The organism is Tepidicella baoligensis, from assembly GCF_013432195.1.
GTDB lineage: Bacteria > Pseudomonadota > Gammaproteobacteria > Burkholderiales > Burkholderiaceae_C > Tepidicella > Tepidicella baoligensis.
Map to the genome: position 1 here is coordinate 75,552 of NZ_JACCDB010000008.1, position 22,758 is coordinate 98,309.

The 22,758-nt window shown below is 66.9% G+C and carries 20 protein-coding genes; 14 read left to right on the forward strand and 6 right to left on the reverse strand.

The window, feature by feature from the left end:
- Window positions 1-5: 5 nt before the first annotated feature.
- Window positions 6-932: an HTH-type transcriptional regulator ArgP gene (locus HZS63_RS09650; RefSeq protein ID WP_180683830.1), complete on the reverse strand. Its 927-nt coding sequence runs from the start codon at window positions 930-932 to the stop codon at window positions 6-8.
- A 107-nt stretch (window positions 933-1,039) separates the two neighbouring features.
- Between HZS63_RS09650 and HZS63_RS09655 the strand changes: the two genes are divergently transcribed.
- From HZS63_RS09655 to HZS63_RS09665, 3 genes are read left to right on the forward strand one after another with little or no spacing between them, the layout of a single operon-like run.
- Window positions 1,040-1,675 (forward strand): LysE/ArgO family amino acid transporter, encoded by a 636-nt coding sequence (locus HZS63_RS09655; RefSeq protein ID WP_180683831.1) that lies wholly within the window; start codon window positions 1,040-1,042, stop codon window positions 1,673-1,675.
- A gap of 26 nt (window positions 1,676-1,701) precedes the next feature.
- The gene (locus HZS63_RS09660) at window positions 1,702-3,381 is read left to right on the forward strand and encodes a flavin monoamine oxidase family protein (RefSeq protein ID WP_180683832.1); all 1,680 of its coding nucleotides are present in this window, start codon (window positions 1,702-1,704) and stop codon (window positions 3,379-3,381) included.
- Between the two features lie 5 nt (window positions 3,382-3,386).
- Window positions 3,387-4,112 carry a nitrilase-related carbon-nitrogen hydrolase gene (locus HZS63_RS09665; RefSeq protein WP_180683833.1) on the forward strand — a complete coding sequence of 242 codons (726 nt, stop codon included), beginning with the start codon at window positions 3,387-3,389 and terminating at the stop codon, window positions 4,110-4,112.
- A 45-nt stretch (window positions 4,113-4,157) separates the two neighbouring features.
- Here the strand turns inward: HZS63_RS09665 and HZS63_RS09670 are convergent, their stop codons facing one another.
- Window positions 4,158-5,090, reverse strand: coding sequence for a LysR family transcriptional regulator (locus HZS63_RS09670; protein WP_180683834.1), 933 nt, complete (start codon window positions 5,088-5,090; stop codon window positions 4,158-4,160).
- A 192-nt stretch (window positions 5,091-5,282) separates the two neighbouring features.
- Between HZS63_RS09670 and HZS63_RS09675 the strand changes: the two genes are divergently transcribed.
- Complete coding sequence (locus tag HZS63_RS09675; protein WP_180683835.1) at window positions 5,283-7,502, forward strand: malate synthase G; 2,220 nt, start codon at window positions 5,283-5,285, stop codon at window positions 7,500-7,502.
- Between the two features lie 62 nt (window positions 7,503-7,564).
- On the opposite strand, the gene HZS63_RS09680 is transcribed toward HZS63_RS09675, so the two are convergent.
- Together HZS63_RS09680 and HZS63_RS09685 are read right to left on the reverse strand one after the other, a co-directional pair.
- Window positions 7,565-8,476, reverse strand: a complete 912-nt coding sequence (locus HZS63_RS09680) for an alpha/beta fold hydrolase (RefSeq protein ID WP_180683836.1) — start codon at window positions 8,474-8,476, stop codon at window positions 7,565-7,567.
- Window positions 8,477-8,488: 12 nt separating this feature from the next.
- Window positions 8,489-9,613: a hypothetical protein gene (locus HZS63_RS09685; protein ID WP_180683837.1), complete on the reverse strand. Its 1,125-nt coding sequence runs from the start codon at window positions 9,611-9,613 to the stop codon at window positions 8,489-8,491.
- Window positions 9,614-9,685: 72 nt separating this feature from the next.
- Here HZS63_RS09685 and hemB point away from each other — a divergent pair, with 72 nt between their 5' ends.
- From hemB to HZS63_RS09720, 7 genes are all read left to right on the forward strand, one after another.
- The gene (hemB, locus tag HZS63_RS09690) at window positions 9,686-10,693 is read left to right on the forward strand and encodes a porphobilinogen synthase (protein ID WP_180683838.1); all 1,008 of its coding nucleotides are present in this window, start codon (window positions 9,686-9,688) and stop codon (window positions 10,691-10,693) included.
- Window positions 10,694-10,712: 19 nt separating this feature from the next.
- Window positions 10,713-11,855: a magnesium transporter CorA family protein gene (locus HZS63_RS09695; RefSeq protein ID WP_180683839.1), complete on the forward strand. Its 1,143-nt coding sequence runs from the start codon at window positions 10,713-10,715 to the stop codon at window positions 11,853-11,855.
- Entirely contained in the window at window positions 11,852-12,262 is a 411-nt protein-coding gene (locus HZS63_RS09700; RefSeq protein WP_180683840.1) for a rhodanese-like domain-containing protein, read from the forward strand. Before HZS63_RS09695 ends, HZS63_RS09700 begins: the two co-directional genes overlap by 4 nt.
- 105 nt (window positions 12,263-12,367) lie before the next feature.
- On the forward strand, window positions 12,368-14,254 hold the full coding sequence (gene recQ / locus HZS63_RS09705) for a DNA helicase RecQ (RefSeq protein ID WP_180683882.1): 1,887 nt from the start codon (window positions 12,368-12,370) through the stop codon (window positions 14,252-14,254).
- Window positions 14,251-15,450 carry a threonine ammonia-lyase gene (locus HZS63_RS09710; RefSeq protein WP_180683841.1) on the forward strand — a complete coding sequence of 400 codons (1,200 nt, stop codon included), beginning with the start codon at window positions 14,251-14,253 and terminating at the stop codon, window positions 15,448-15,450. Before recQ ends, HZS63_RS09710 begins: the two co-directional genes overlap by 4 nt.
- 46 nt (window positions 15,451-15,496) lie before the next feature.
- Window positions 15,497-15,640 carry a hypothetical protein gene (locus HZS63_RS09715; RefSeq protein WP_180683842.1) on the forward strand — a complete coding sequence of 48 codons (144 nt, stop codon included), beginning with the start codon at window positions 15,497-15,499 and terminating at the stop codon, window positions 15,638-15,640.
- A 290-nt stretch (window positions 15,641-15,930) separates the two neighbouring features.
- Window positions 15,931-17,784: a phosphoenolpyruvate carboxykinase (GTP) gene (locus tag HZS63_RS09720; RefSeq protein ID WP_180683843.1), complete on the forward strand. Its 1,854-nt coding sequence runs from the start codon at window positions 15,931-15,933 to the stop codon at window positions 17,782-17,784.
- Window positions 17,785-17,873: 89 nt separating this feature from the next.
- Here the strand turns inward: HZS63_RS09720 and HZS63_RS09725 are convergent, their stop codons facing one another.
- Window positions 17,874-18,416: a hypothetical protein gene (locus tag HZS63_RS09725; RefSeq protein WP_180683844.1), complete on the reverse strand. Its 543-nt coding sequence runs from the start codon at window positions 18,414-18,416 to the stop codon at window positions 17,874-17,876.
- 104 nt (window positions 18,417-18,520) lie between these two features.
- On the opposite strand from HZS63_RS09725, the gene HZS63_RS09730 reads away from it, so the two are divergent.
- Both HZS63_RS09730 and HZS63_RS09735 read left to right on the forward strand, forming a co-directional pair.
- The gene (locus HZS63_RS09730; RefSeq protein WP_180683845.1) at window positions 18,521-19,477 is read left to right on the forward strand and encodes a LysR family transcriptional regulator; all 957 of its coding nucleotides are present in this window, start codon (window positions 18,521-18,523) and stop codon (window positions 19,475-19,477) included.
- Window positions 19,474-20,319, forward strand: coding sequence for a metallophosphoesterase (locus HZS63_RS09735; protein ID WP_180683846.1), 846 nt, complete (start codon window positions 19,474-19,476; stop codon window positions 20,317-20,319). The genes HZS63_RS09730 and HZS63_RS09735 overlap by 4 nt, the downstream gene beginning before the upstream one ends.
- A gap of 43 nt (window positions 20,320-20,362) precedes the next feature.
- Here HZS63_RS09735 and HZS63_RS09740 read toward each other — a convergent pair whose 3' ends face one another.
- Window positions 20,363-21,283 carry a LysR family transcriptional regulator ArgP gene (locus tag HZS63_RS09740; protein WP_180683847.1) on the reverse strand — a complete coding sequence of 307 codons (921 nt, stop codon included), beginning with the start codon at window positions 21,281-21,283 and terminating at the stop codon, window positions 20,363-20,365.
- Window positions 21,284-21,399: 116 nt separating this feature from the next.
- Here HZS63_RS09740 and HZS63_RS09745 point away from each other — a divergent pair, with 116 nt between their 5' ends.
- The gene (locus HZS63_RS09745) at window positions 21,400-22,743 is read left to right on the forward strand and encodes a D-amino acid dehydrogenase (RefSeq protein ID WP_180683848.1); all 1,344 of its coding nucleotides are present in this window, start codon (window positions 21,400-21,402) and stop codon (window positions 22,741-22,743) included.
- The last annotated feature ends 15 nt before the right edge of the window (window positions 22,744-22,758 follow it).

A 22,758-nucleotide genomic window follows, 5' to 3' on the forward strand; every position in this document is an offset into this window, starting at 1 on the left:
GGGCTTCAGGCGTTGGGGCCAGGGGGCAGCAGCGCCGCCGCCGCGGCGGCCTTCACCGCCTGGGTGAGCCGCTGGGCGGTGGCCGGTTCCCGTTCCCAGTGGTGCCAGTACAAGGCCACGTCCACGGGAGCGTCCGGCAGCACCTCCACGAGCGGTGGGCGCCCCTTGCGCTGCTGCAGATGCAGCTCCGGCACCATGCCCCAGCCCATGCCCAGTTCGATCGCGGTCTCGAACGCGTCGATCGCCGGCGTGAAGTGGCGTGGATAGCGGGCCTCGCGCAGCTGGAAATACCGGTGCAAAAAAACGTCTTGCAAGGCATCCTTGCGGTTGAAAATGATGGCGGGTCGGCTCAGTAGCCGGTGTGGCGTGACCCGGCCTGCGGGCGTGCGACACAGCTCGGCCAGGGCGGGCGTGGCCACGCAGCGGTAACGCATGATGCCCAAAGGCTCGGCCACACAGCCGCGCATGGGCTGGGCGAGCGTGCTGACGCAACCCGTGACCTCACCGCTCTTGAGGGCGTCGTGGGTGTGGTCCTGGTCATCGATGAGGATGTCGATCAGCAAGTGATGCCGCTGCACAACGGGCGCGACGCCCGGCAAAAACCAGCTCGCCACCGAGTCGGCGTTGATGGCGACCGACAGACTTTGCCAGCGTACGCGCGACGTGCCTGCGCTGCCGGGGTCGGCCAGCTGGGCGAGCAGATCGGCCTCCATGAGCTGCACCTGCCGCACGTGCGTGAGCAGCGCCTGGCCGGCCGGGGTGGCCCGTACCCGCTTGCCCCGCACGAGCAGCCGCTGGCCCAGGGCTTCTTCCAGCGATTTGATGCGCAGCGACACCGCCGCCACCGTGAGCGACAAAGCCTTGGCGGCGCCGCTGAAGCCGCCTTGTTCCACCACGGCGGCGAGGGCCTCGAGTTGCCTTGCATCCAGCATATTAAATAAATCTTGACCACTCAAAAAAACTATTGAATAAGTTTAATTGCTGGCGCTTCTTCTGCACACTACCGTCCACAATCCACCAACCACAGCCGGAGTGATCCATGACCCTGACCACCCCCGCCTTCACCGCTGGCATGGTGTTGAGCATCTCGCTGATCATGGCGATCGGCCCGCAGAACGCCCATGTGCTGCGCGTGGGCCTGCGTCGCCAGCACCTCTGGTTGACCATCGCCGTGTGCGCCTTGGCCGACATCGTGCTCATCGCCTTGGGTGTACTGGGGCTGGCCCGGCTCGGCGGGCTGTCCGACAAGTTGCACGGTGCGCTCGTGGGCGCCGGGGTGCTGTTCCTGTCGGTGTACGGCTGGAAGGCGTTCCAGCGCTTTCGCTCGCCGGTGGCCGGGGAGTTGCCCGTGGCCGGTGCAGCGCCGCTGGCCGAGCCGGTCACGGCGCGCCAGGCCATCTTGTCGGCGCTGGCGTTTTCCTGGCTGAACCCGCATGCCTGGCTGGACACGGCCGTGCTGATCGGCACCGCCTCGCTGGCCTATGGCCAGGGCAGCACGGTGTTTGGGTTGGGCGCCGCAGTGGGCTCGGTGGTGTGGTTTATCGGTCTCGGTGTCACCGCCTTCTGGCTGGGTCGTCGCCTGAATTCCTTGCGGGTCTGGCGCGTGCTCGATGCCTTGGTGGCCTTGATGATGTGGGGCGTGGCCGCTGTGCTCTTCGCCAGCCTGTTCCGCTGACTTCCTATTGATTGAAGGCAATTGCCATGAGTTTGCAAACACACCCCACCCGATCCGAACGGGCCCCGGTCACCGTTTTTGGCCCGGACTTCCCCTTTGCCTACGACGATTGGTTGACCCATCCCGCTGGCCTGGGGCAATTGCCCGCCAGCCGCCACGGCACCGAAGTCGCCATCGTCGGCGCCGGCATGGCGGGGCTCACGGCCGCCTACGAGCTGATGAAGCTCGGCCTCAAGCCCGTGGTGTACGAGGCTTCGCGCATGGGCGGGCGGCTGCGTTCGCAACCCTTTGAAGGGGGGCAGGGCGTGATCGCGGAGCTGGGCGGCATGCGTTTCCCGCTGTCGTCCACCGGCTTCTACCACTATGTGCACACGCTGGGCTTGCAGAGCCGGCCGTTTCCCAACCCGCTCACGCCCGCCGCCCGATGCACCGTGGTGGACCTGGAGGGCGAGACCCACTGGGCACGCACGCTGGCCGACCTGCCCGCGCTGTTTCGCGAAGTGGCCGATGCCTGGGCCAGCGCCCTGGAGGAGGGTGCCGGTTTCACCGAACTGCAGACCGCCATACGCCAGCGCGACGTGGCGCGCGTCAAGGCGCTCTGGAACCAACTGGTGCCGCGTTGGGACGACCGCACCTTCTACGACTTCGTGGCCCAGTCGAGCGCCTTCCAGCGGCTGAGCTTCCACCACCGCGAGGTGTTCGGCCAGGTCGGCTTCGGCACCGGTGGCTGGGACTCGGATTTCCCCAACTCCATGCTCGAAATCCTGCGCGTGGTGCTCACGGGCTGCGACGAGAACCAGCACTACATCGTGGGCGGGGTGCAGCAGGTGCCCATGGGCCTGTGGCGGCACGCGCCCACCGCCCTGCACCACTGGCCGCAGGGCACCACGCTGGCCCGTTTGCACCAGGGTGCGCCGCGCCCGGCGGTCAAGGCCATCCAGCGTGCGGCCAACGGCCAGCTGGAGGTCACCGACGCCTGGGGCACCGCCCGGCGCTACGACGCCGTGCTCGTCACCTGCCAGAGCTGGCTGTTGACCACCCAGATCGCCTGCGAGGAATCGCTGTTCTCGCAAAAGCTCTGGATGGCGCTGGACCGCACCCGCTACATGCAGTCGTCCAAGACCTTCGTCATGGTGGACCGACCCTTCTGGAACGACCTGCGCGACAACGGCTGGCCCGTCATGGGCATGACCCTGACCGACCGCCTCACACGCGGCACCTACCTGTTCGACAACGGCCCAGACAAGCCGGGCGTCATCTGCCTGTCCTACGCCTGGATGAGCGACGCGCTCAAGATGCTGCCCTACGACACCCCCAAGCGGGTGCAGCTCGCGCTCGACGCCCTGCGCAAGATCTACCCCGACGTGGACATCGCCAGCCACATCATCGGCGACCCGATCACCATCTCCTGGGAAGCGGACCCGCACTTCCTCGGCGCCTTCAAAGGCGCCTTGCCCGGCCATTACCGCTATAACCACCGCATGTACGGCCATTTCATGCAGCACGACCTGCCCGAGCGCGAGCGCGGCATCTTTCTCGCCGGGGACGACATTTCCTTCACCCCCGCCTGGGTGGAAGGGGCGGTGCAGACGGCGCTCAACGCGGTCTGGGGCATCGTGCACCACCTCGGCGGCCACAGCGCGCCGGGCAACCCGGGGCCGGGTGACCTGTACCCGCAAATCGGGCCGATCACCCTGCCGGAGTGAACCGCATGCGCGTTGCCCTTTGGCAGAGTCCCCACCCGCCCGCTGGCGACACGGCCCATGCCCTGAAAGCCCTGGCCGAAGCCGCTTCGGATGCCGCCGCCCAGGATGCGGATTGGCTGATCACCCCCGAAATGGCGCTGACCGGCTACCTGATCGACCCGGCGCGCCTGCATGCACTCGCCGAACCCGCCGATGGGGCGCTGGCGCAGGCGGTGGCCCGCATCGCGCGGCAGCAGGGCATCGGTATCGTCTACGGCTGGCCCGAAACCCACCCCCAAGGTGGCAAACCCTACAACGCCGCCCAGGCCATCGGGCCGGAGGGGGAGCGCCTGGCCGTGCACCGCAAGGTCCACCTGTTCGGGCTGGCGGACGCCGAGCGCTTCTCCCCCGGGGACGCGGTGGCCGCGCCTTTTGACTGGGGTGGCCGCCGGCTGGGGATGCTCATTTGCTTCGACGCCGAACAGCCAGCAGCCGTGCGGGAACTGGCCCGGCAAGGTGCCGAGGCGGTCCTGGTGCCCACCGCCAACATGCTGCCCTACGACGACGCGCCGCTGCTCACCATTCCCCGGCTCGCTGCGGCGTGCCGCGTGGGGGTGGCCTATGCCAACGCCTGCGGGGCAGAAGGCACCACCCGCTACGGGGGACTCAGCACCGTGGTGGGCCCCCATGGCGAGGTGCGGGCGCGTGCCGGTCGGGAGGCGGTGTTGCTGGTGGCGGATTGGCTCGTTTGAAGGGGCCTGCCGTTCGGTGTCTGAACATCGGCCGCGAAAAGACCGTCATGCCGCTCGCGACCAAAAATCCCGCTGGCTGTAATGTGCCTTGAGGAAGTCGATCCACAGCCGCACGCGCAGTGGCAGGTGTTTGCGCTGGGGGAACACGGCGTAAATGCCGTTGGGGGGCGCGGCGAAATCGTCGAGTACGCTCTGCAGCCGCCCGGCAGCGATGTCGGACTCCACCTCCCAGATGCTGCGCCAAGCAATGCCGTAACCGGCCAGACACCATTCGTGCAGCACCTGACCGTCTGAGCAGTCGAGCGGGCCGCCGGGGCGCAGGTGGATCAGCGCCCCGCCTTTGCCATCGGCACCCGGTGGCAACTGGAAGGCCCAGCCACGGGTTTGGGACGCGTCCGACGACAGGGTCAGGCAGTCGAAATGCACCAGATCGTTGGGGTGCCGCGGCAGGCCGTGTTGCTTCAGGTATCGTGGCGTGGCCACGCACAGGCGCCGGTTGTCCGCTAGGCGAACGCTGACCAACGACGAGTCCGGCAAGTCGCCGACGCGGACCGCGCAGTCGTAGCCTTCGGCCGCCAGATCGATGACGCGATCACTGAGGTTGAGCGAAATCGTCACGTCCGGGTGGCGCTCCCGGAACAAAGGCACCAAGGGGGCGACGTGACGCCGGCCGAAGCCCGCCGGTGCGGTCAGGCGCAGGTGTCCGGTCGCCTTCATGCCGCCTGCGCTCACGCTCGCCTCGGCGTTGGCCAAGTCGGTGAGCAGCCGCTGGCAGTCTTCCAGAAAGGCCGCACCCTCGTGGGTAAGGGTCAGGCGCCGCGTGGTGCGGACCAGCAGCTTGACACCCAGGTAAGCCTCCAGCGCGTCCAGGCGTCGCCCGACGATGGCCGGCGCCACGCCTTCGCTGCGCGCAGCGGCGGTCAAAGTGCCGCGCGCGGCCACGTTGACGAAGGTCTCGATGGCTTTGAGTTTATCCATTCAGAGGCATGGCACGATTGAACGCCTCAAGGCGCATATTGATCTCCCAGCTCTGACTATTATGCATATAAAAGTCAAAAGTGATTGGCGTCGAACGCCTCAAAAATGCGGCCGAAACTCGCTTACAGTGAAACCATGGTGCGCAGCTCCATGGCCCGCTGCGACCGCCCGTTTCTGATTCTGGAGTTCTTCATGTCCGCATCCCGCACTCCTGTCGGCCGCCTGCAGGTGGCCACCGCCCTGTACGAATTCGTCAACCAGCAGGTGTTGCCCGGCACCGGGGTAGACCAGGCCGCGTTCTGGGCCGGTTTCGACGCCATCGTGGCCGATCTGGCCCCCAAGAACATCGCCCTGCTGGCCGAGCGCGACCGTCTGCAGGCCGAGCTGGACAAGTGGCACAGCGCCAACCCCGGCCCGATCACCGACATGGCCGCCTACCGCCAGTTCCTGGAAACCATCGGCTACCTGGTGCCTGCGCCCAGCGACGTCAAGGCCAGTACCGCCAACGTGGATGCCGAGCTGGCCGTGCAAGCCGGCCCGCAGCTGGTGGTGCCCATTCTGAACGCCCGCTACGCGCTCAATGCCGCCAACGCGCGCTGGGGCAGTCTGTACGATGCGCTGTATGGCACCGACGCGATTCCCGAGGCCGATGGCTGTGAAAAAGGGCCGGGCTACAACGAAAAGCGCGGCGCCAAGGTCATTGCCTTCGCACGGCACTTCCTCGACCAGGCCGCGCCACTGGCCAGCGGTTCGCACGCCGACGCCACGGCCTATGCCATCGTGGGCGGAACCCTGCAAGTGAACCTGAAGAACGGCGGCAGCACCGGCTTGAAAGATCCGGCCCAATGGGTGGGTTACCGAGGCGATGCGGCGGCGCCCAAGTCGGTGCTGCTGGTGCACCACGGCAACCACATCGACATCGTCATCGACAAGACCACCCCGATCGGCCAGACCGACCCTGCCGGTGTGGCCGACGTGGTGCTGGAAGCGGCGTTGTCCACCATCCTCGACCTGGAGGACTCCGTGGCTGCGGTCGATGCCGAGGACAAGATCCTGGGCTACCGCAACTGGCTGGGCATGCTCAAGGGCACATTGACCGAATCGTTCGAAAAAGGCGGCCGCACGATGACCCGCGGCCTCAACCCCGACCGCGTCTATACCGCTCCCGATGGCAGCGTGCTGCGCCTGCATGGCCGCAGCCTGATGTTCGTGCGCAACGTGGGCCACCTGATGACCAACCCGGCCATCCTGTACACCGCCGCCGACGGCTCGGTGAAGGAAATTCCCGAGGGCATCATGGACGCGGTGATCACCACCACCATCGCGCTGCACGACCTCAAGGGCCACGGCAAACTGCCCAATGGTGAGCCGATCCGCAACAGCCGTACCGGCAGCGTCTACATCGTCAAGCCCAAGATGCATGGGCCCAAGGAGGTGGCCTTTGCCGTCGAATTGTTCGGTCGCGTGGAGCAGTTGCTGGGCCTGCCTGAGAACACCGTGAAGCTCGGGATCATGGACGAGGAGCGCCGCACCAGCGTGAACCTCAAGGCCTGCATTGCTGCGGCCGCCAGCCGCGTGGCCTTCATCAACACCGGCTTCCTGGACCGCACCGGCGACGAAATACACACCGCCATGCTGGCCGGCCCCATGGTGCGCAAAGGCGACATGAAGACCAGCGCCTGGATTCAGGCTTATGAGCGCAACAACGTGCTGGTGGGCCTGCGGTGCGGGCTGCGCGGCCGAGCGCAGATCGGCAAGGGCATGTGGGCCATGCCCGACCTCATGGCCGCCATGCTGGAGCAGAAGATCGGCCACCCCAAGGCCGGCGCCAACACCGCCTGGGTGCCCAGCCCCACGGCGGCCACGCTGCACGCGCTGCACTACCACCAGGTCAAGGTGTCTGACATCCAGCAAGAGCTGGAGAAGATCGACGCCGACGCCGAGCGCGACAACCTGCTCACCGGGTTGTTGACGGTGCCTGTGACCGCCACACCGAACTGGAGCGATGCAGAGAAACAGCAGGAGCTGGACAACAACATCCAGGGCATTCTGGGCTACGTGGTCCGCTGGGTGGACCAAGGTGTGGGCTGCTCCAAGGTGCCCGACATCAACGACGTGGGCCTGATGGAAGACCGCGCCACGCTGCGCATCAGCAGCCAGCACGTGGCCAACTGGCTGCACCACGGCGTCGTCACCGAGCAGCAGGTGCGCGACACCTTTGCCCGCATGGCCGCCAAGGTGGATGCGCAGAACGCGGGCGATCCGGCCTACAAGAGCCTGGTGGCCAACCCCAACGGGGCGGCTTTCCAGGCCGCGCTGGACCTGGTGTTCAAAGGCAAGGAGCAGCCCAGCGGCTACACCGAGCCGCTGCTGCACGCCTGGCGCCTCAAGGTGAAGGCTGGGCAGGCCTGAACTCGATCGTCCTTGCAGGCTGTGGAATCGACGCCTGCAAGGTCGGGATGCCGAGCCTGTGGTCAGGCAAAGAACCTGCGCAGCGCCTCGGCGGTTTCGGCAGGCAGTTCTTCGGGGATGAAATGGCCTGCGGGCAGGGTGTTGCCTGACACCTTGCCCTTGCATTGGGCCTGCCAGAGTTCCAGCGGGCGGAACAGCCGCTGCACCACGCCGCGCTCGCCGCACAGCACCAGCATGTCGCAGGCGATGCGTTCACCACGTGCGCGGCTGGCGGTGTCGTGTTCCAGGTCGATACCGGCGCTGGCCCGATAGTCCTCACAGGCACTGTGGATGGCGTGTGGCCGGCAGAAGCACCGCTCGTATTCGGCCAGCGCCTCGGGCTCCAGATGGTCGAGGCCCTGACCGCCCCAGCCTCCGAGCTTGGCGTGCAGGTAGTCGATGGCGCAGCCGCCGATCATGGTTTCGGGCAAGGGCGCGGGCTGGATCAGGTGAAACCAGTGGTAGTAGGCGCGGGCGAAGGCCATGTCGGTGCGTGCGTACATGTCCAGCGTGGGCGCGATGTCGATGACACAAAGCTTGCGCACCCGCTGCGGATGGTCCAGTGCCAGCCGATGGGCCACCCGTCCACCCCGGTCATGGCCGCACAGGAACGCCCGCTCGATGCCGAGGTGGTCCAGCAAGGCCACCACGTCGGCGGCCATGGCCCGTTTGCTGTGCGCAGCATGGTCGGGGGCGTCGGGCACCCGGGCGGCGGAATCGCCATAGCCGCGCAGGTCCGGCAGGACGAGACGGTAGTGCCCTGCCAGCGCACGGGCCACCCGGTGCCACATCACGTGGGTTTGTGGAAAGCCGTGCAGCAGCACCAGGGCCGGGGCATGAACGGGCCCCCCGATGCGGTAGTGCACATGACTGTCTGCCAAGGGCAGGGTGTGGGCCTCGAAGTGGTCGAACCACGGTGGCGATGAGGAGGTCATGAGCGTAGTGTCTCAGATCACATTCGACAGCGTGAACATGACGGCCGAGCCCAGCGACTGTTCCAGCGCATCCACCGGCACCTTCATCTTTTCCGCCATCACGGCGGTGTCGCCGTCCTTCGGATCCCTGGCGCGGGCACGCGGCACCACCAGCCGGAGCACCGCCAGGTCCGGGTGCAGCGCGGCCAGGTCATGGCGCAGCTGCGCGATGTCGGCAGGCGGGTTGTCCTCGTCCAGGATCAACAGCTGCACTGAGCGGTCGCGCATCGCGGCCAGCGTCTGCGCCGCGCTGGCCACCCCGTCGGCGGACACACCCAGTTGCTTGACGATGCCCAGCGCCCGCAGCCGTGTGTCGGGTGAGGCGGAACACACCAGCACGTACGCGCCGCTGACGGTCTTGAACACGGTCGAGGGCGCACCATCGGCCCGGTCGTGGCCCGGGTCGGCCGACGGCTCGGGGGTGAGCACCCGCTTGAACCACGCGGTCAGCTCGACCCCATCGGGTGCCACCGCGCGTTGCAGTTCGATGCCGCCGTCGGTCGCGGCGATCTGGCGCAACAGCAACCACTGGATGTTGTCCATGAACACGTCCGCCTGGGAGGGAGCAGCGTCGGTGCGGATTTTCATCCGCAGGCGGGCGCGGGGCGGATCGGCGGTCCGTTCCAGTTGCAGGTCGATGTGTCCGCCGAGCCGCACGCTCCAGTCCAGCATGGCTTGCGCCAGGCTGTAGCCCAGGGTGGGGTCGATCAGCAATTCGGCCAGGCGGAACTTGCGCCGCACGGTGATGCCTTGCAGGGCGAGCTCATCGCGGCGTTCCTGGAGCACGGATTCGACCACGAAGGCGAGGTCGATCTTCTCATGCGACTGGCGCACCCGCCCGCTCTGGAAGCGGATGATTTGCTGGGCATGCATGCCACAGTGTTTCAGGCGTTGTGCGGGCATGGTGAGGACCTGACACTCGGCCGGGGTGAGCTTGCCCCGTTGCACCAGCAGCTCCAGGCCGCGCAACAAGGCATCCACCGATTCGATGGCCTGATCGGTGATGGCCGCCACCAGTTCCGGCCAATGTTCGGCCATGCGCCAAGCCGCGTCCTCGGCGGGGCCGGCCGGCAGATTCTGGGGGGTGGCGTCATTCATCAGCGGGGAGCGTAACGCAATCGGCGGGGCGGCGGAAGAGCCGGCTTGTGCCATCTTTGCCACAATAGCGGAATGACCCTGAACGCCGCCCCCTACCCGCTGTCGCGTCCGCGCCGCTTGCGCCGCGACGTGTTCACCCGCAACCTGGTGCGTGAGCACCGCCTCACGGTGCACGACCTGATCTACCCGGTGTTCGTGCTGGATGGCCGCAACCGTCGTGAAGCCGTGGCTTCCATGCCCGGTGTCGAACGCCTGAGTCTGGATCTGCTGCTGCCGGTGGCCCAGGAGTGTGTGGAGCTGGGCATTCCGGTGATGGCGCTGTTCCCCGTCATCGACCAGTCCCTCAAGACGCCCGATGGCCGCGAAGCCTACAACCCCGACGGCCTCATTCCCCGCGTGGTGGCCGAGCTCAAGGCCCAGGTGCCCGACCTGGGCGTGATGACCGACGTGGCGCTGGACCCCTACACCAGCCACGGGCAGGACGGCCTGCTCGACGAGCACCACTACATCCTCAACGACCCCACGGTCGAGGTGTTGGTCAAACAGGCCCTGTGCCAGGCCGCCGCGGGTGTGGATATCGTCGCCCCCAGCGACATGATGGACGGGCGCATCGGTGCCATCCGCCAAGCGCTGGAAGCGAACGGCCACGTGCACACCCGCATCATGGCCTACAGCGCCAAATACGCCAGCGCCTTCTATGGCCCCTTCCGTGACGCGGTGGGCAGCGCCGCCAACCTGGGCAAGGCCGACAAAAAGGTCTATCAGATGGACCCCGGCAACACCGACGAGGCGCTGCGCGAAGTGGCGCTCGACATCGCCGAGGGCGCCGACATGGTGATGGTCAAGCCCGGCATGCCCTACCTGGACGTGGTGCGCCGCGTCAAGGACGCGTTCAAGGTACCGACGTTTGCCTACCAGGTCAGCGGCGAGTACGCCATGCTCAAGGCCGCCGCAGCCAACGGCTGGCTCGACCACGACGCCGTGATGATGGAGTCGCTGCTGGCTTTCAAACGCGCCGGGGCCGACGGCATCCTCACCTACTTCGCCCGCGAGGCCGCGCGCCTGCTGCGCCAGGGCTGAGGCCGCTTCGCCCCGTCCCATGCGCACCTTTTTTCTTCAGGGGCATCAGGTCCGCGAGCACACGGGCTGGCTCGAGGCGCTGCCCGACGAAGGTTTCGTCTGGGTGGCCATGGAGCAGCCGGCATTCGAGGCGCAGCTGCGCGACGTCCAGGCGATGCTGCAGCGCCTGTGCGGGACCACCCTGGTGGACCTGCATGTGTCCGATTTGCTGAACCCGTCACTGCCGTCCACCTTCGAGAGTACCGAGCGGTACGACATGCTCGTGTTTCGCCGACTGGCCCAGGCGTCATCGGCCGAGGCGTCGCGGCAAAACGGGCGGGCCAGCACCGCACAGCGACCGGTTCCGCGCGGCGGCATGCCGGTCTTGCGCCGGATCGACACCCGCCCGGTGGGCCTGGTGCGTTTCGATCGTCTGCTGCTCAGCGTACACCCGCCGGCGTGCGGCATTCTCGACGCCTATGCCGTCCGCCTGCTGGCCGCCGTGAGCCAGCCGCAGCAGGAGACGCACGAGCCCGGGCGCAGTGCGCCGGTGCGCGTCATGCCCAGCAGTCCGGCCGACCTCATGTTGCGCCTGGCCGGGCAGATGGTGGACGCCTACCTCGACCTTCGACGCGAATTCGCCCGCCAGCTGGACCACTGGCAGACCGAGCTGCTCGACCCGCGCAGCCGCTTCAACAACTGGCGCAGCCTGCTCGATGCCCGGCTGGCCTTGCACGAGCTGGACGAAATCAGTGAGGACCAGCGCGTCGCCCTGCTCGACTGGATCGCGGCACTTGCCGACTGGCCGGCACCCGACACACCGGCCGCGCGGCGCGAACGCGAACTGCTGCACGTGCGCAGCCGCGACGTGCTGGAGCACATCGAACGCGTGGTCCACCATGTGCGTCGGCTGGAGCAAAGCGCCGAGACCGCGGTGCAAATCCACTTCTCCGCCCAGAGCCACCGCACCAACGACATCATGCGCACGCTCACGGCGCTGACGGCGATCTTCCTGCCGCTGAACCTGATCGCTGGCATCTTCGGCATGAATTTCGAGTTCATCCCCTTGCTGCATGTCCGCTCCGGTTTCTGGCTGGCGCTGTTCGGCATGGGCCTGACGGCGGCGGCACTCGGCCTCTATTTCTGGCGCAAGCGTTATCTGGAGCGACAATACAGCCCATGAAGCACCTCCAACCTCGTGAAGCCTGGGCCTGGCTGCAGGCGCATGCCAGCGACCCGCCCGAGCAAGCGCCGCTGTTCGTGGATGTGCGCATGGAAATCGAGTCGCTGTACGTGGGCCGCCCCCCTGGCGTGGTGCATGTGGCCTGGTACGACTACCCCGACCTCACCCCCGACCCCGAACGCTTTGCCCGGCAGGTAGAGGAGGCAGCGGGCCGCAAGGACCGCCCCATCCTGCTGATCTGCCGCAGTGGCAAGCGCACGCTCGACGCTGGCAAGGCGCTGGAAGACGCCGGGTTCACCGACGTGGCCCACGTGGTCCATGGCTTCGAGGGCGAGCTCGACGAACACTTCCACCGCTCCACCATCAATGGCTGGCGCCACGATGGTCTGCCCTGGGAGCAGATGTGAGCCGAGAGAGCGACCGGCTTGTGGCTTGACATCTCACCCACCCATGGGAACGACGCGGCGCCTGCCCCTGCGGACGCGGGGGTGGGGGATGCCTGCTTGGCCGTTCTGCGCGACGTTTTCGGCTATGAACGCTTCCGTGGTCCGCAACAGGCCATCGTCGAACACGTCGGCGCCGGTGGCGACGCGTTGGTGCTCATGCCCACCGGGGGCGGCAAGTCGCTGTGCTACCAGATTCCGGCCATCGTGCGGCATCGTGCGGGGCGAGGGGTCGCGATCGTCGTCTCGCCACTGATCGCCCTCATGCACGACCAGGTGGGCGCTCTGCTGGAGGCAGGGGTGAGCGCCGCCTTTCTCAACTCCAGCCTCAGCAGCGATGAGGCCGCCGACGTGGAGCGGCGCTTGTTGCGCGGCGACCTCACGCTGCTCTACGCCGCTCCCGAGCGCTTGACCACGCCGCGTTTCATGGCGCTGCTGCAATCGCTGTACGAGCGCGGGCTGCTCAGCCTCTTTGCCATCGACGAGGCGCACTGCGTGAGCCAGTGGGGTCACGACTTCCGGCCCGAATACCGGGGCCTGGCCGCGCTGCACGAGCGCTTCCCCGAGGTGCCGCGCATGGCGCTGACCGCCACGGCCGACGCCCTCACCCGGGCCGACATTGTGCATCACCTGCGGCTGGAAGAGGCCGAGCATTTCGTCAGCAGCTTCGACCGCCCCAACATCCGCTACCAGATCGTCGAAAAGAAAGACAGCCTGCAGCAGTTGTTGCGCTTCATCCGCGACGAACACATGGGCCCCAACGGTCACGACGCGGGCGTGGTCTATTGCCAGTCCCGGCGCAAGGTGGAAGACGTGGCGGCGCAACTGGCGGCCGCCGGGCTCAATGCCTTGCCCTACCACGCCGGGCTGGATGCGGCCACGCGCCAGCGCCACCAGGACCGCTTCCTGCGCGAGGAGGGCCTCATCATGGTGGCCACCATCGCCTTTGGCATGGGCATCGACAAGCCCGACGTGCGCTTCGTGGCGCATCTGGACATGCCCAAGAACATCGAGGGCTACTACCAGGAGACGGGCCGCGCCGGCCGCGACGGCGAACCCGCCAACGCCTGGATGGCCTATGGCCTGCAGGACGTGGTCAACCAGCGCCGCATGATCGACGAAAGCCCGGCCGCCGACGCGTTCAAGCAGGTGCTGCGCGGCAAGCTCGACGCCCTGCTCGCCCTGGCCGAGGCCACCGACTGCCGGCGCGTGCGCTTGCTGGGCTATTTCGGCGAATCGTCACAGCCCTGTGGAAATTGCGACAACTGCCTCCAGCCGCCGCAGACGCTCGATGCCACCGAGGCCGCGCGCAAGCTGCTCTCGTGCATCTACCGCGTGCAGCAGGCCAGCGGCACCGCTTTCGGCGCGGGGCATGTGATCGACATCCTGCGCGGCAAGGCGACGGCGAAGGTGCAGCAGCACGGGCACGACCGGCTCAGCACCTTTGGCATCGGCGCCCAATGGGGCGAAAGCGAATGGCGCAGCCTGTTGCGCCAGCTCATCGCGCGCGGCGCCGTGTGGGTGGATGGCGAGCACTTCAACACCCTGCGTCTGGCCGAAGGCGCGCGCGAGGTGCTGCGGGGAGAAGCCGCGGTCCGGCTGCGGGTGCCCACGGCAAGCGCGCCGCGCAGCCGATCCGGCGCACGCCAGCGGCTGGTGGCCGCCGAAGCCACCCTCACCCTGGCCGCGCGCGAAACGCTGGCCGCCCTCAAGGCCTGGCGGGCCGAAGTGGCGCGCGAACACAACCTGCCGGCCTACGTCATTTTTCACGATGCCACTTTGCGCGCCATCGCCGAACGCCAGCCCCAGCGGCTGGCGGATCTCCAGGGCCTGCCCGGTCTGGGGCAGAAGAAGCTGGAGGCCTACGGTGAAGCGGTGTTGCGCGTCGTCAACCCCGTGCGGTCCGTGGGTCGGCTTCACGGCCTGCCCCCAAACCCGCACAATCCGGTGTCATGATCACATACGACGATATCGAGGCGGCCGCCCGGCGCATCCAGGGGCAGGTGCTCGAGACCCCCTGCCTGGAATCCCGAACGCTGTCGGCGCTCACCGGTGCCCAGGTCTTTCTCAAGTTCGAGAACCTGCAGTACACGGCCTCGTTCAAGGAGCGGGGGGCCTGCAACAAGCTCAGCCAGCTCGATGCCGACGCGCGTGCCCGGGGCGTGGTGGCCATGTCGGCCGGCAACCATGCGCAAGGGGTGGCTTACCACGCCCAGCGCCTCGGGCTGCGCGCCGTCATCGTGATGCCGCGTTTCACACCCGGGGTGAAGATCGAGCGCACCCGGGGCTTCGGGGCCGAAGTGGTGCTGCATGGCGACTCGCTCGACGAGGCCCGGGCCTACGCCCGCGAGCTGGCCGAGCGTGAGGGCCTGACCTTTGTGCACCCTTACGACGATCCGGCGATCGTGGCCGGCCAAGGCACGGTCGGCCTGGAGATGCTGCGTGCCCAGCCAGACCTGGATACCCTGGTCGTGGCAACGGGCGGTGGGGGGCTCATCGGTGGCGTCGCCCTGGCCGCGCACGCCATCCGGCCGGACATCGAGATCGTCGGCGTGCAGGTGCAGCGCTTTCCCGCCATGGTCAATGCCATGACCGGCAGCCACTGGCCGCAAGGGCAGACCACGATCGCCGAGGGCATCGCCGTCGGCACGCCCGGCGAGCTGCCCAAGGCCATCGTGAGGGAGCATGTGGCCGACTGGTTGCTGGTGGACGAAGGCGACATCGAGCAGGCCATCGTGATGCTGCTCGAAATCGAGAAGACGCTGGTCGAAGGTGCGGGTGCCGCCGGCCTGGCCGCGCTGTTGCGGCATCCCCAGCGTTTCCGCGGCAAGCGGGTCGGCCTCATCTTGTGCGGCGGCAACATCGATCCCCTGTTGCTCGCCTCCATCATCGAACGTGGCCTGGTGCGCGCCGGCCGGCTGGCGCGCCTCCGCGTGAACGCCCGCGACGTGCCGGGCAACCTCGCGCGCATCGCCACCAGCGTGGCCGATGCCGGTGCCAACATCAACGAGGTGCGGCACCAGCGCGCGTTCAGCCTGCTGGCGGCGCAGAACGTGGAAATCGAACTGGTGTTGCAGACGCGCGGGCCCGAGCATGTGCAGCAGGTCTTGCAGGCTTTGCGCGACGCCGGTTTCGAGTCGGCGGTCATTTGATTAAAATCAAGCATCACACCGTATCACACCGCATTCAGGAGCCCCCATGAGCCAAGCCCCTCAGCACGAGCAGAACCCCGCCGAAGTCGATCCGGCCGAGGCCATCGTGGACGTCATCCCCTGGGTGCTGCCCTTGGCCGGCGCTTTGCTGATCTTCCTGTTGGCCTTCATCGCCGTCAGCATGGCTTGATCCTTCTTTCTTCGGTACCCCTCGTGACAAAGCCGGCACATGCCGGCTTTGTTGTTGAAGGGCGTGTGACTTCGCGGCATAGATCCATGCAAGTTTTGCATCGATTGACGCTGCCGATTTCATGCGTGTTTCATAAAATTCATGTTTCTTGCCCGTGGTGCGGGTTAGACAGCAGTCCCTCGGTCAAGAAAGGGATATGGAAAGCCTGATGCCATACCCTGAGATCGTCTGACTCCCGGAAGCGGCGTGGTCTTTCCACATCCGCTTTCTTACCTTCTGGAGTCGATCTCATGAACGCACCGGTGATGCAGGGCCTCGAATTGAATGTGCCCGATTACGTCAAGAACGCCAGGCTGATTGCCTGGGTGGCCGACATGGCCGCGCTGTGCAAGCCCAACCGCATCGAATGGTGCGACGGCAGCGACGAGGAGTACAACCGCCTGTGTGAGCTCATGGTCCAGGCCGGCACCCTCAAAAGGCTCAACCCTGCCAAGCGGCCGAATTCCTATCTGGCCTGGTCCGACCCCTCCGACGTGGCGCGCGTGGAAGACCGCACCTTCATCTGCTCGGAAAAACCCGAAGACGCCGGCCCCACCAACAACTGGATGGCCCCGGCCGAGATGCGTGCCACGTTGCACCCGCTGTTCGACGGCTGCATGAAGGGCCGCACCATGTACGTGATCCCGTTCAGCATGGGGCCGCTGGGTTCGCACATCGCCCACATCGGGGTGGAGCTGTCCGACAGCCCCTACGTGGTGGTGAACATGAAGCACATGACCCGCATGGGCCGTGCCGTGTACGACGTGCTGGGCGTGGACGGTGAGTTCGTGCCCTGCGTGCACACCGTGGGCGCTCCGCTGGCCGAAGGGCAGAAAGACGTGGCGTGGCCCTGCAACCCCACCACCAAATACATCGTCCACTACCCCGAAACCCGCGAAATCTGGTCCTATGGTTCCGGCTACGGCGGCAACGCACTGCTGGGCAAAAAGTGTCTGGCCCTGCGCATTGCTTCCACCATGGGCCGTGACCAGGGCTGGCTGGCCGAACACATGCTCATCCTGGGTGTGACCAGCCCCGAAGGCAAGAAATACCACGTGGCCGCTGCCTTCCCCAGCGCCTGTGGCAAGACCAACTTCGCCATGTTGATCCCGCCCGCCGCCCTCGGTGGTTGGAAGGTCACCACCATCGGCGACGACATCGCCTGGATCAAGCCCCACGCCGACGGCAAGCTCTACGCCATCAACCCCGAGGCCGGCTACTTCGGCGTGGCGCCCGGCACCAACACGCTGACCAACCCGAACTGCATGGCCAGCCTGAACCGCGACGTGATCTTCACCAACGTCGCGCTGACCGACGATGGTGACGTGTGGTGGGAAGGCATGGGCGAGGCTCCGGCCCATGCCATCGACTGGCAGGGCAAGGATTGGACCCCTGAAGACGGCAAGGCTGGCCGCAAAGCCGCCCACCCCAATGCCCGCTTCACCGTGTCGGCCACCAACAATCCGGCCCTGGACGCGGCTTGGGACGATCCGGCCGGGGTGCCGATCGACGCCTTCATTTTCGGGGGGCGGCGCTCCAACACCGTGCCACTGGTCACCGAGGCCCGGACCTGGATGGAAGGCGTTTACATGGCTGCCACCATGGGGTCCGAAACCACGGCCGCCGCCTTCGGTGCCCAGGGCGTGGTGCGCCGCGATCCGTTCGCCATGTTGCCCTTCTGCGGCTACAACATGAGCGACTACTTCCAGCATTGGCTCGACATGGAGCACAAGCTGGAGGAGTCCGGTCACACCCTGCCCAAGATCTTCTGTGTCAACTGGTTCCGCAAGGGCGCCGACGGCCAGTTCGTCTGGCCAGGCTATGGCGACAACATGCGCGTCCTCAAGTGGATGATCGACCGCATCGAGGGCAAGGTGCAGGGAGAAGACCACGCGTTCGGCATCAGCCCCACCTATGAAGAGATCACCTGGGAAGGACTGGATTTCAGCCGTGAACAGTTCGAGTCGGTGACCGACATGAACCCCGAGCACTGGAAAGCCGAACTGGCCATGCACGCCGAGCTGTTCGAAAAACTGGCCTATCACCTGCCTCAGGAGCTGGTCGATACCAAGGCCCAGATGGAAGCCCGGTTGACTCGAGGCTGAAGCAGCAGTCGCTAGACGACACGAAGGGCAGCCCGTTGGGCTGCCCTTGGCGTTTGTACCGCCCCGCCATAAGGCGGGATGCAAACGGATCAGATGTAGAACGGCACCACCCGGCGCTGGCCACCCAGTTCGACGACGACGCCATCGTTCCAGTGCCATTCGTGGGCCGTGGCGGTGGCTGGCATGGCCACCTGTTCGGGCAGACCGATCGGGGCCAGGGCTTCGCTGTGGGCGGCCGTGTCGGCACGGTCGCGGGCCGCTTGCAGGTCGGCCATCACCCGCGGATCGTGGCGTGCCAGCAACAGGTAGCGGGCTTCGGCACGCGCTTGGGCTCGGGCACGGGCCCACCGGTCGAGTCCGGCCACCACGCGCTGGGCGGTGCGGCGCGCAGTACCGGCCAGCAGCAGACTGCCGGCAAACACCACGGCCCACAAAGCCACCCACGTAGCCAGCAGGTGTTCGTCGGCCCACGAGGCCATGAGGCGATCGGCGGCCACGGCCAAGGCGGCTACGGCGGCGGCGAGCAGCAGTGCTGCCAGTGGCCGGTCGGTACGGCGAGTGGTGGCAGAGCGGCCGGCATTCGAAGCACCGCCGGCAGCGGTGTGATGGGAAGAAGATGCGAGTGCGGTCATGGCTGGCTCCTTTGCTGCAATGCAGCATCGATGAGATCGAATACTAGGGTAAACCCGCATGTCATGCAAATTTATTTTTATGATGCCTTATATTCACGAGAAGAATGAAAGATCTGAACTTTCGGACCCTCGACCTGAATCTGCTGCGGGTGTTCGACGAGGTGATGGCCGAGCGCAACCTCACGCGCGCAGCCCACAACCTGTCGATGACCCAGCCGGCGGTGAGCAATGCCTTGCGACGCCTGCGTGAACTCACCGGGGACGACCTGGTGCGCCGCAGCGGCTATGGCGTGGAGCCGACACCGCTGGCCATGACGTTGTGGCCCACCGTGCGCGAGGCCTTGCAGCAGTTGCGCGCAGCCTTGGCGCCCGGTGCTTTTGATCCGAGCACGGCGACCAGCCACTTCGTGCTCGCCATGGCCGATGCCACCGCGTCCAAGATCATGCCGGGGCTGGTGCACCTGCTCGACCGTGAGGCGCCCCAGGTGACCCTGCGCGTGCTGCCCCTGACCACCCGCGATCCGCGCGAACTGCTCGAGAGCGCAGGGGTGGACCTGGCGATCGGTTACTTCCCTGGCGTGCTCGCGGAACTGGGGGCATCCCACCTGCAGGAACACGTGCCCCGTTACCAGGCCCGCCGTCTGTACGACACCGAATACGTGTTGGTGATGCGCCAAGGGCACCCCTTGGCCGAAGGCCCATTGACCCTGGATGATTACTGCGCCGCACGCCACCTGCTGGTGAGTTTTTCCGGGCGTCCCTGGGGCTTCGTGGACGAGGCACTCGCGGCAAAGTCGCGCCGGCGTCGCGTGGTGCTGACGGTGAACCAGTTCTTCACCGCCGGGCAGGTCGTCGCGACCTCAGACCTGCTCACCGTGCTGCCCAGGCACTTCGTCGGCATGACCGGCCAGGAGCATGCGCTGGTGCATCGTCCGCTGCCACTGGACATGCCGCCGGTGCACGTGGACATGCTGTGGCACCGGCAAGCCCAGTCATCGGGGGCGCAGCGCTGGCTGCGCGATGCCGTCTGCCGCGCCGTGGCTTTGGAGGCCGAGGCATGAGGATCCAGCTGCTCAGCGATCTGCATCTGGAGGCCAACCCGGACTTCGTCGCGCAGCCCGCGCCAGGGGCCGACGTGCTGGTGCTGGCCGGCGACATCGGCTCCTACCAGGTTCGGCGTGACGGAACCGTGATGGACGAGCCCGACTGGGGCTTGCGCCGCTTCTCGCCTTTGCCGCAGCACGCTGGCTGGCCGGTACCGGTGCTGTATTGCCCCGGCAACCACGAATACGATGGGCTGGATTTCGACGCTGCCCATCGCGGTCTGCGCGAGGCCTGCGAGCGGCTGGGCATCGTCTGGCTGGAGCGGGCCGTGCACGTGATCGACGGCGTGCGTTTCGTGGGTGCCACGCTCTGGAGCGACTACGACGCCCTGGCCCAGCTGGCCCATGCCGGCCGCGGGCTGCCGGCCGACCCCTGGGCGCGTACCCTCAAGCTGCGCGAGCGCGCCTTTCGCGCGGCCAACCATTACCTGACCAAAATGCAAACCCAGCGCTATGGCCGACTGTTCGATGCCCAGGCCATGCGTGACGAGGCGCTGGCCGCCCAGCAGTGGTTGCGCGCGGCCCTGGAGCAGCCGCACGACGGTCCGACGGTGGTGGTCACCCATTTTGCCCCAAGCCTGCGCAGCCAGGACCCCCGCTACGGCGTGAATCCCGGCACGGCCGGTTTCTGCAACGCTCTGGACGACTGGCTGACAATGGCCGATGTCTGGCTCCATGGGCACCTGCACTGCGCACAGGATTACCGGCTCCACGGCTGCCGGGTGGTGGCGAATCCGCTCGGCTATGCCGACAAGGAAGAGCAGCAGTCCTTCCAGCCCGCCTGCCTCGTCGAGGTGTGAGCGCCGCGCGCAGGGCCGCGCCGCGCATCGGCGCGCGTGCCATTCACAGCGACAGGGGGTCGAGCGTCGCTTGGGCGGCTTGACGCAAGGCCAGGCTCAGGCCGTCGAGCAGGTCCGACGTCAGGTTCCAGCAATGCCAATACAGCGGCACCCGGTAATCGTGGCTGGGGGCCAGGTTGACCAGTTGCCCACGGTCCAGTAGCGGATCGACCAGCAGCCGGGGGACCACGGCAATGCCCCAGTCGGCGAGTGCGGCCCGGACCTGCCCTTCCGAGGAGGGAACGTACACCTGCTTGAGCGAAGCCCGCGCCAGCTCGAAGGCCTGACAGACGAAGTCACGCTGCAAATCGTCCTTGCGGTTGAAAGCCAGAAAAGGCACGCGGTGGAAGTTGTAGGGCGTGAGCTGGCCTTGCAGCGCCGCAGCCGCGAAACCCGGGGACGCCACGGCCACGTAGGGCATGGCCCCGAGCGGCTCCAGGCGGCAGCCGCGCAGGGCCTGACCCAGAGAGGTCACACAACCCATGACCTGACCTTTGCGCAGCCATTCGTGGGTGAAATCCTGATCGTCGTGAATGATCTCGATGGCCACGCCATCGCGGATCAGCGGGGTGATCGCCGGCAGGACCCAGGTGGCGATGCTGTCGGCGTTGACGGCGATGGCGATCCGATCCTCGTCGCGCTGGCCGCGGGTGGCGTTGGGGGCGAGCTCGCGCAGGTCGCGCTCCAGATCGGCGCGCAACAGCCGCATCATCTTGGCGTGCTTGAGCAACAGTTGCCCCGCGGCCGTGGCTTTGAGCGGGCGGCTGCGCACCACCAGCACCGCGCCGACCTGGGCTTCCAGCGCCCGCAGCCGCTGCGACACCGCCGACTGTGTGATCGACAGCCGCTGGGCGGCGCGCTCGAAACCGCCTTCCTCCACGATGGCCGCCAGGCATTCGAGCGCATCCGGATCGAAGGTGCTCATGCGCGTCTCCTGATCAGTTTTACTTATTGAAATGGCTTTAGTTTAATTCGACTTCACAGGTCTTGACGGATTGCGCATACTGCGGTTTTCTCGGGGATCGAGCAGAGGGATATGGTATGCGCGTCATCGTTCTGGGGGCCGGCATCATCGGCACGAGCACCGCTTGGCACCTGATGCGGCGCGGGCACGAGGTCACGCTCGTGGACCGCCAGCCTCAGGCCGCCCGGGAGACCAGCTACGCCAATGCGGGCCAGATTTCGGTGAGCTTTTGCGAGCCGTGGGCGAACCGGGAGGCGCCCTGGAAGGCGCTGAAATGGATGTTTGACCGCGAGGCGCCGTTGCTCTGGCGGCCGCAGTTCGACGCTGCCCAGTGGGCCTGGCTGCTGCGCTTCCTGAGCCAGTGCAACGACCGGGCATTCGAGCGCAACCTGGCCCAGATCGTCGCCCTGGGGCGCTACAGCCACGAAACCCTCAAGGCCATGGTGGCCGAAACCGGCATCGAATACCACCGCTCGCAGCGCGGCATTGCCCACTACTACGTGGACCAGCAGGCTTACGAGGGTGCCGGCAAGGCTGCCGAATTGATGGCGCGGCACGGGGTGCAGCGCCGCGTGGTGGACCGCGACGAGCTGCTGCGCATCGAGCCGGCGCTGCAGTCCTTCGCCCACCGCATCGTCGGCGGCACCTACACCCAGACCGACGAACACGGCGATGCCCGTGTGTTCACCGAGAAGCTGGCGGCGTTGTGCCACAACCAGGGGGTGCAGACGCTGTACAGCCACCGCATCGAACAGCTCGCGGTCGAAGGTGGCGCGATTCGGCGAGTGGTCATCAAGCATGCGCAGACTGGCATCACCAAGGTGCTCGAGGCCGACGCCGTCGTCGTGGCCTGCGGCTCTTACACGACCCCGCTGCTGGGTACCGTGGGCATTCGTGTGCCGATCTACCCCGGCAAAGGGTACAGCGCCACGTTGCCGCTGCGCGACCCGGCTCGCACGCCGCAGGTCAGCCTGATCGACGATGGCCGTAAAATAGCCATCTCTCGTCTCGGTGACCGGTTGCGGGTGGCGGGCACGATCGAACTCGCAGGGTTCGATCTCGCGCTCGACACCCCGTTGGCCCAGGCGCGCTGCCAGATGCTGGTGCGCCGCATCGAGGAGGTGTTCCCAGGCGCCGTGGACGCACGCCTGCCCGAGCAGGGTGGCGACCCCCAATTCTGGTGTGGGCTGCGCCCCGCCACGCCGACGAACATCCCCCTCATCGGTCGCACCCGCATTGCAGGGCTGTGGATCAACGCCGGACACGGAACGCTGGGCTGGACGCACGGAGCCGGATCGGGCCGTGCCCTGGCCGAGCTCATCAGCGGCGAACGCCCCGCCATCGCGATGCGTTTTGCCGGTGAGTCCGAGGCGGAGTACCAGCGGTTCGTCGGCTCGCCAGCGCCACGCGCCATGGCGTGAAGACGCGCCTGTCGT

Coding starts and splice junctions, on each gene's coding strand:
- HZS63_RS09650 (WP_180683830.1), bottom strand. CDS start 932: ATGCTGGATGCAAGGCAACTCGAGGCCCTCGCCGCCGTGGTGGAACAA.
- HZS63_RS09655 (WP_180683831.1), top strand. CDS start 1,040: ATGACCCTGACCACCCCCGCCTTCACCGCTGGCATGGTGTTGAGCATC.
- HZS63_RS09660 (WP_180683832.1), top strand. CDS start 1,702: ATGAGTTTGCAAACACACCCCACCCGATCCGAACGGGCCCCGGTCACC.
- HZS63_RS09665 (WP_180683833.1), top strand. CDS start 3,387: ATGCGCGTTGCCCTTTGGCAGAGTCCCCACCCGCCCGCTGGCGACACG.
- HZS63_RS09670 (WP_180683834.1), bottom strand. CDS start 5,090: ATGGATAAACTCAAAGCCATCGAGACCTTCGTCAACGTGGCCGCGCGC.
- HZS63_RS09675 (WP_180683835.1), top strand. CDS start 5,283: ATGTCCGCATCCCGCACTCCTGTCGGCCGCCTGCAGGTGGCCACCGCC.
- HZS63_RS09680 (WP_180683836.1), bottom strand. CDS start 8,476: ATGACCTCCTCATCGCCACCGTGGTTCGACCACTTCGAGGCCCACACC.
- HZS63_RS09685 (WP_180683837.1), bottom strand. CDS start 9,613: ATGAATGACGCCACCCCCCAGAATCTGCCGGCCGGCCCCGCCGAGGAC.
- hemB (WP_180683838.1), top strand. CDS start 9,686: ATGACCCTGAACGCCGCCCCCTACCCGCTGTCGCGTCCGCGCCGCTTG.
- HZS63_RS09695 (WP_180683839.1), top strand. CDS start 10,713: ATGCGCACCTTTTTTCTTCAGGGGCATCAGGTCCGCGAGCACACGGGC.
- HZS63_RS09700 (WP_180683840.1), top strand. CDS start 11,852: ATGAAGCACCTCCAACCTCGTGAAGCCTGGGCCTGGCTGCAGGCGCAT.
- HZS63_RS09710 (WP_180683841.1), top strand. CDS start 14,251: ATGATCACATACGACGATATCGAGGCGGCCGCCCGGCGCATCCAGGGG.
- HZS63_RS09715 (WP_180683842.1), top strand. CDS start 15,497: ATGAGCCAAGCCCCTCAGCACGAGCAGAACCCCGCCGAAGTCGATCCG.
- HZS63_RS09720 (WP_180683843.1), top strand. CDS start 15,931: ATGAACGCACCGGTGATGCAGGGCCTCGAATTGAATGTGCCCGATTAC.
- HZS63_RS09725 (WP_180683844.1), bottom strand. CDS start 18,416: ATGACCGCACTCGCATCTTCTTCCCATCACACCGCTGCCGGCGGTGCT.
- HZS63_RS09730 (WP_180683845.1), top strand. CDS start 18,521: ATGAAAGATCTGAACTTTCGGACCCTCGACCTGAATCTGCTGCGGGTG.
- HZS63_RS09735 (WP_180683846.1), top strand. CDS start 19,474: ATGAGGATCCAGCTGCTCAGCGATCTGCATCTGGAGGCCAACCCGGAC.
- HZS63_RS09740 (WP_180683847.1), bottom strand. CDS start 21,283: ATGAGCACCTTCGATCCGGATGCGCTCGAATGCCTGGCGGCCATCGTG.
- HZS63_RS09745 (WP_180683848.1), top strand. CDS start 21,400: ATGCGCGTCATCGTTCTGGGGGCCGGCATCATCGGCACGAGCACCGCT.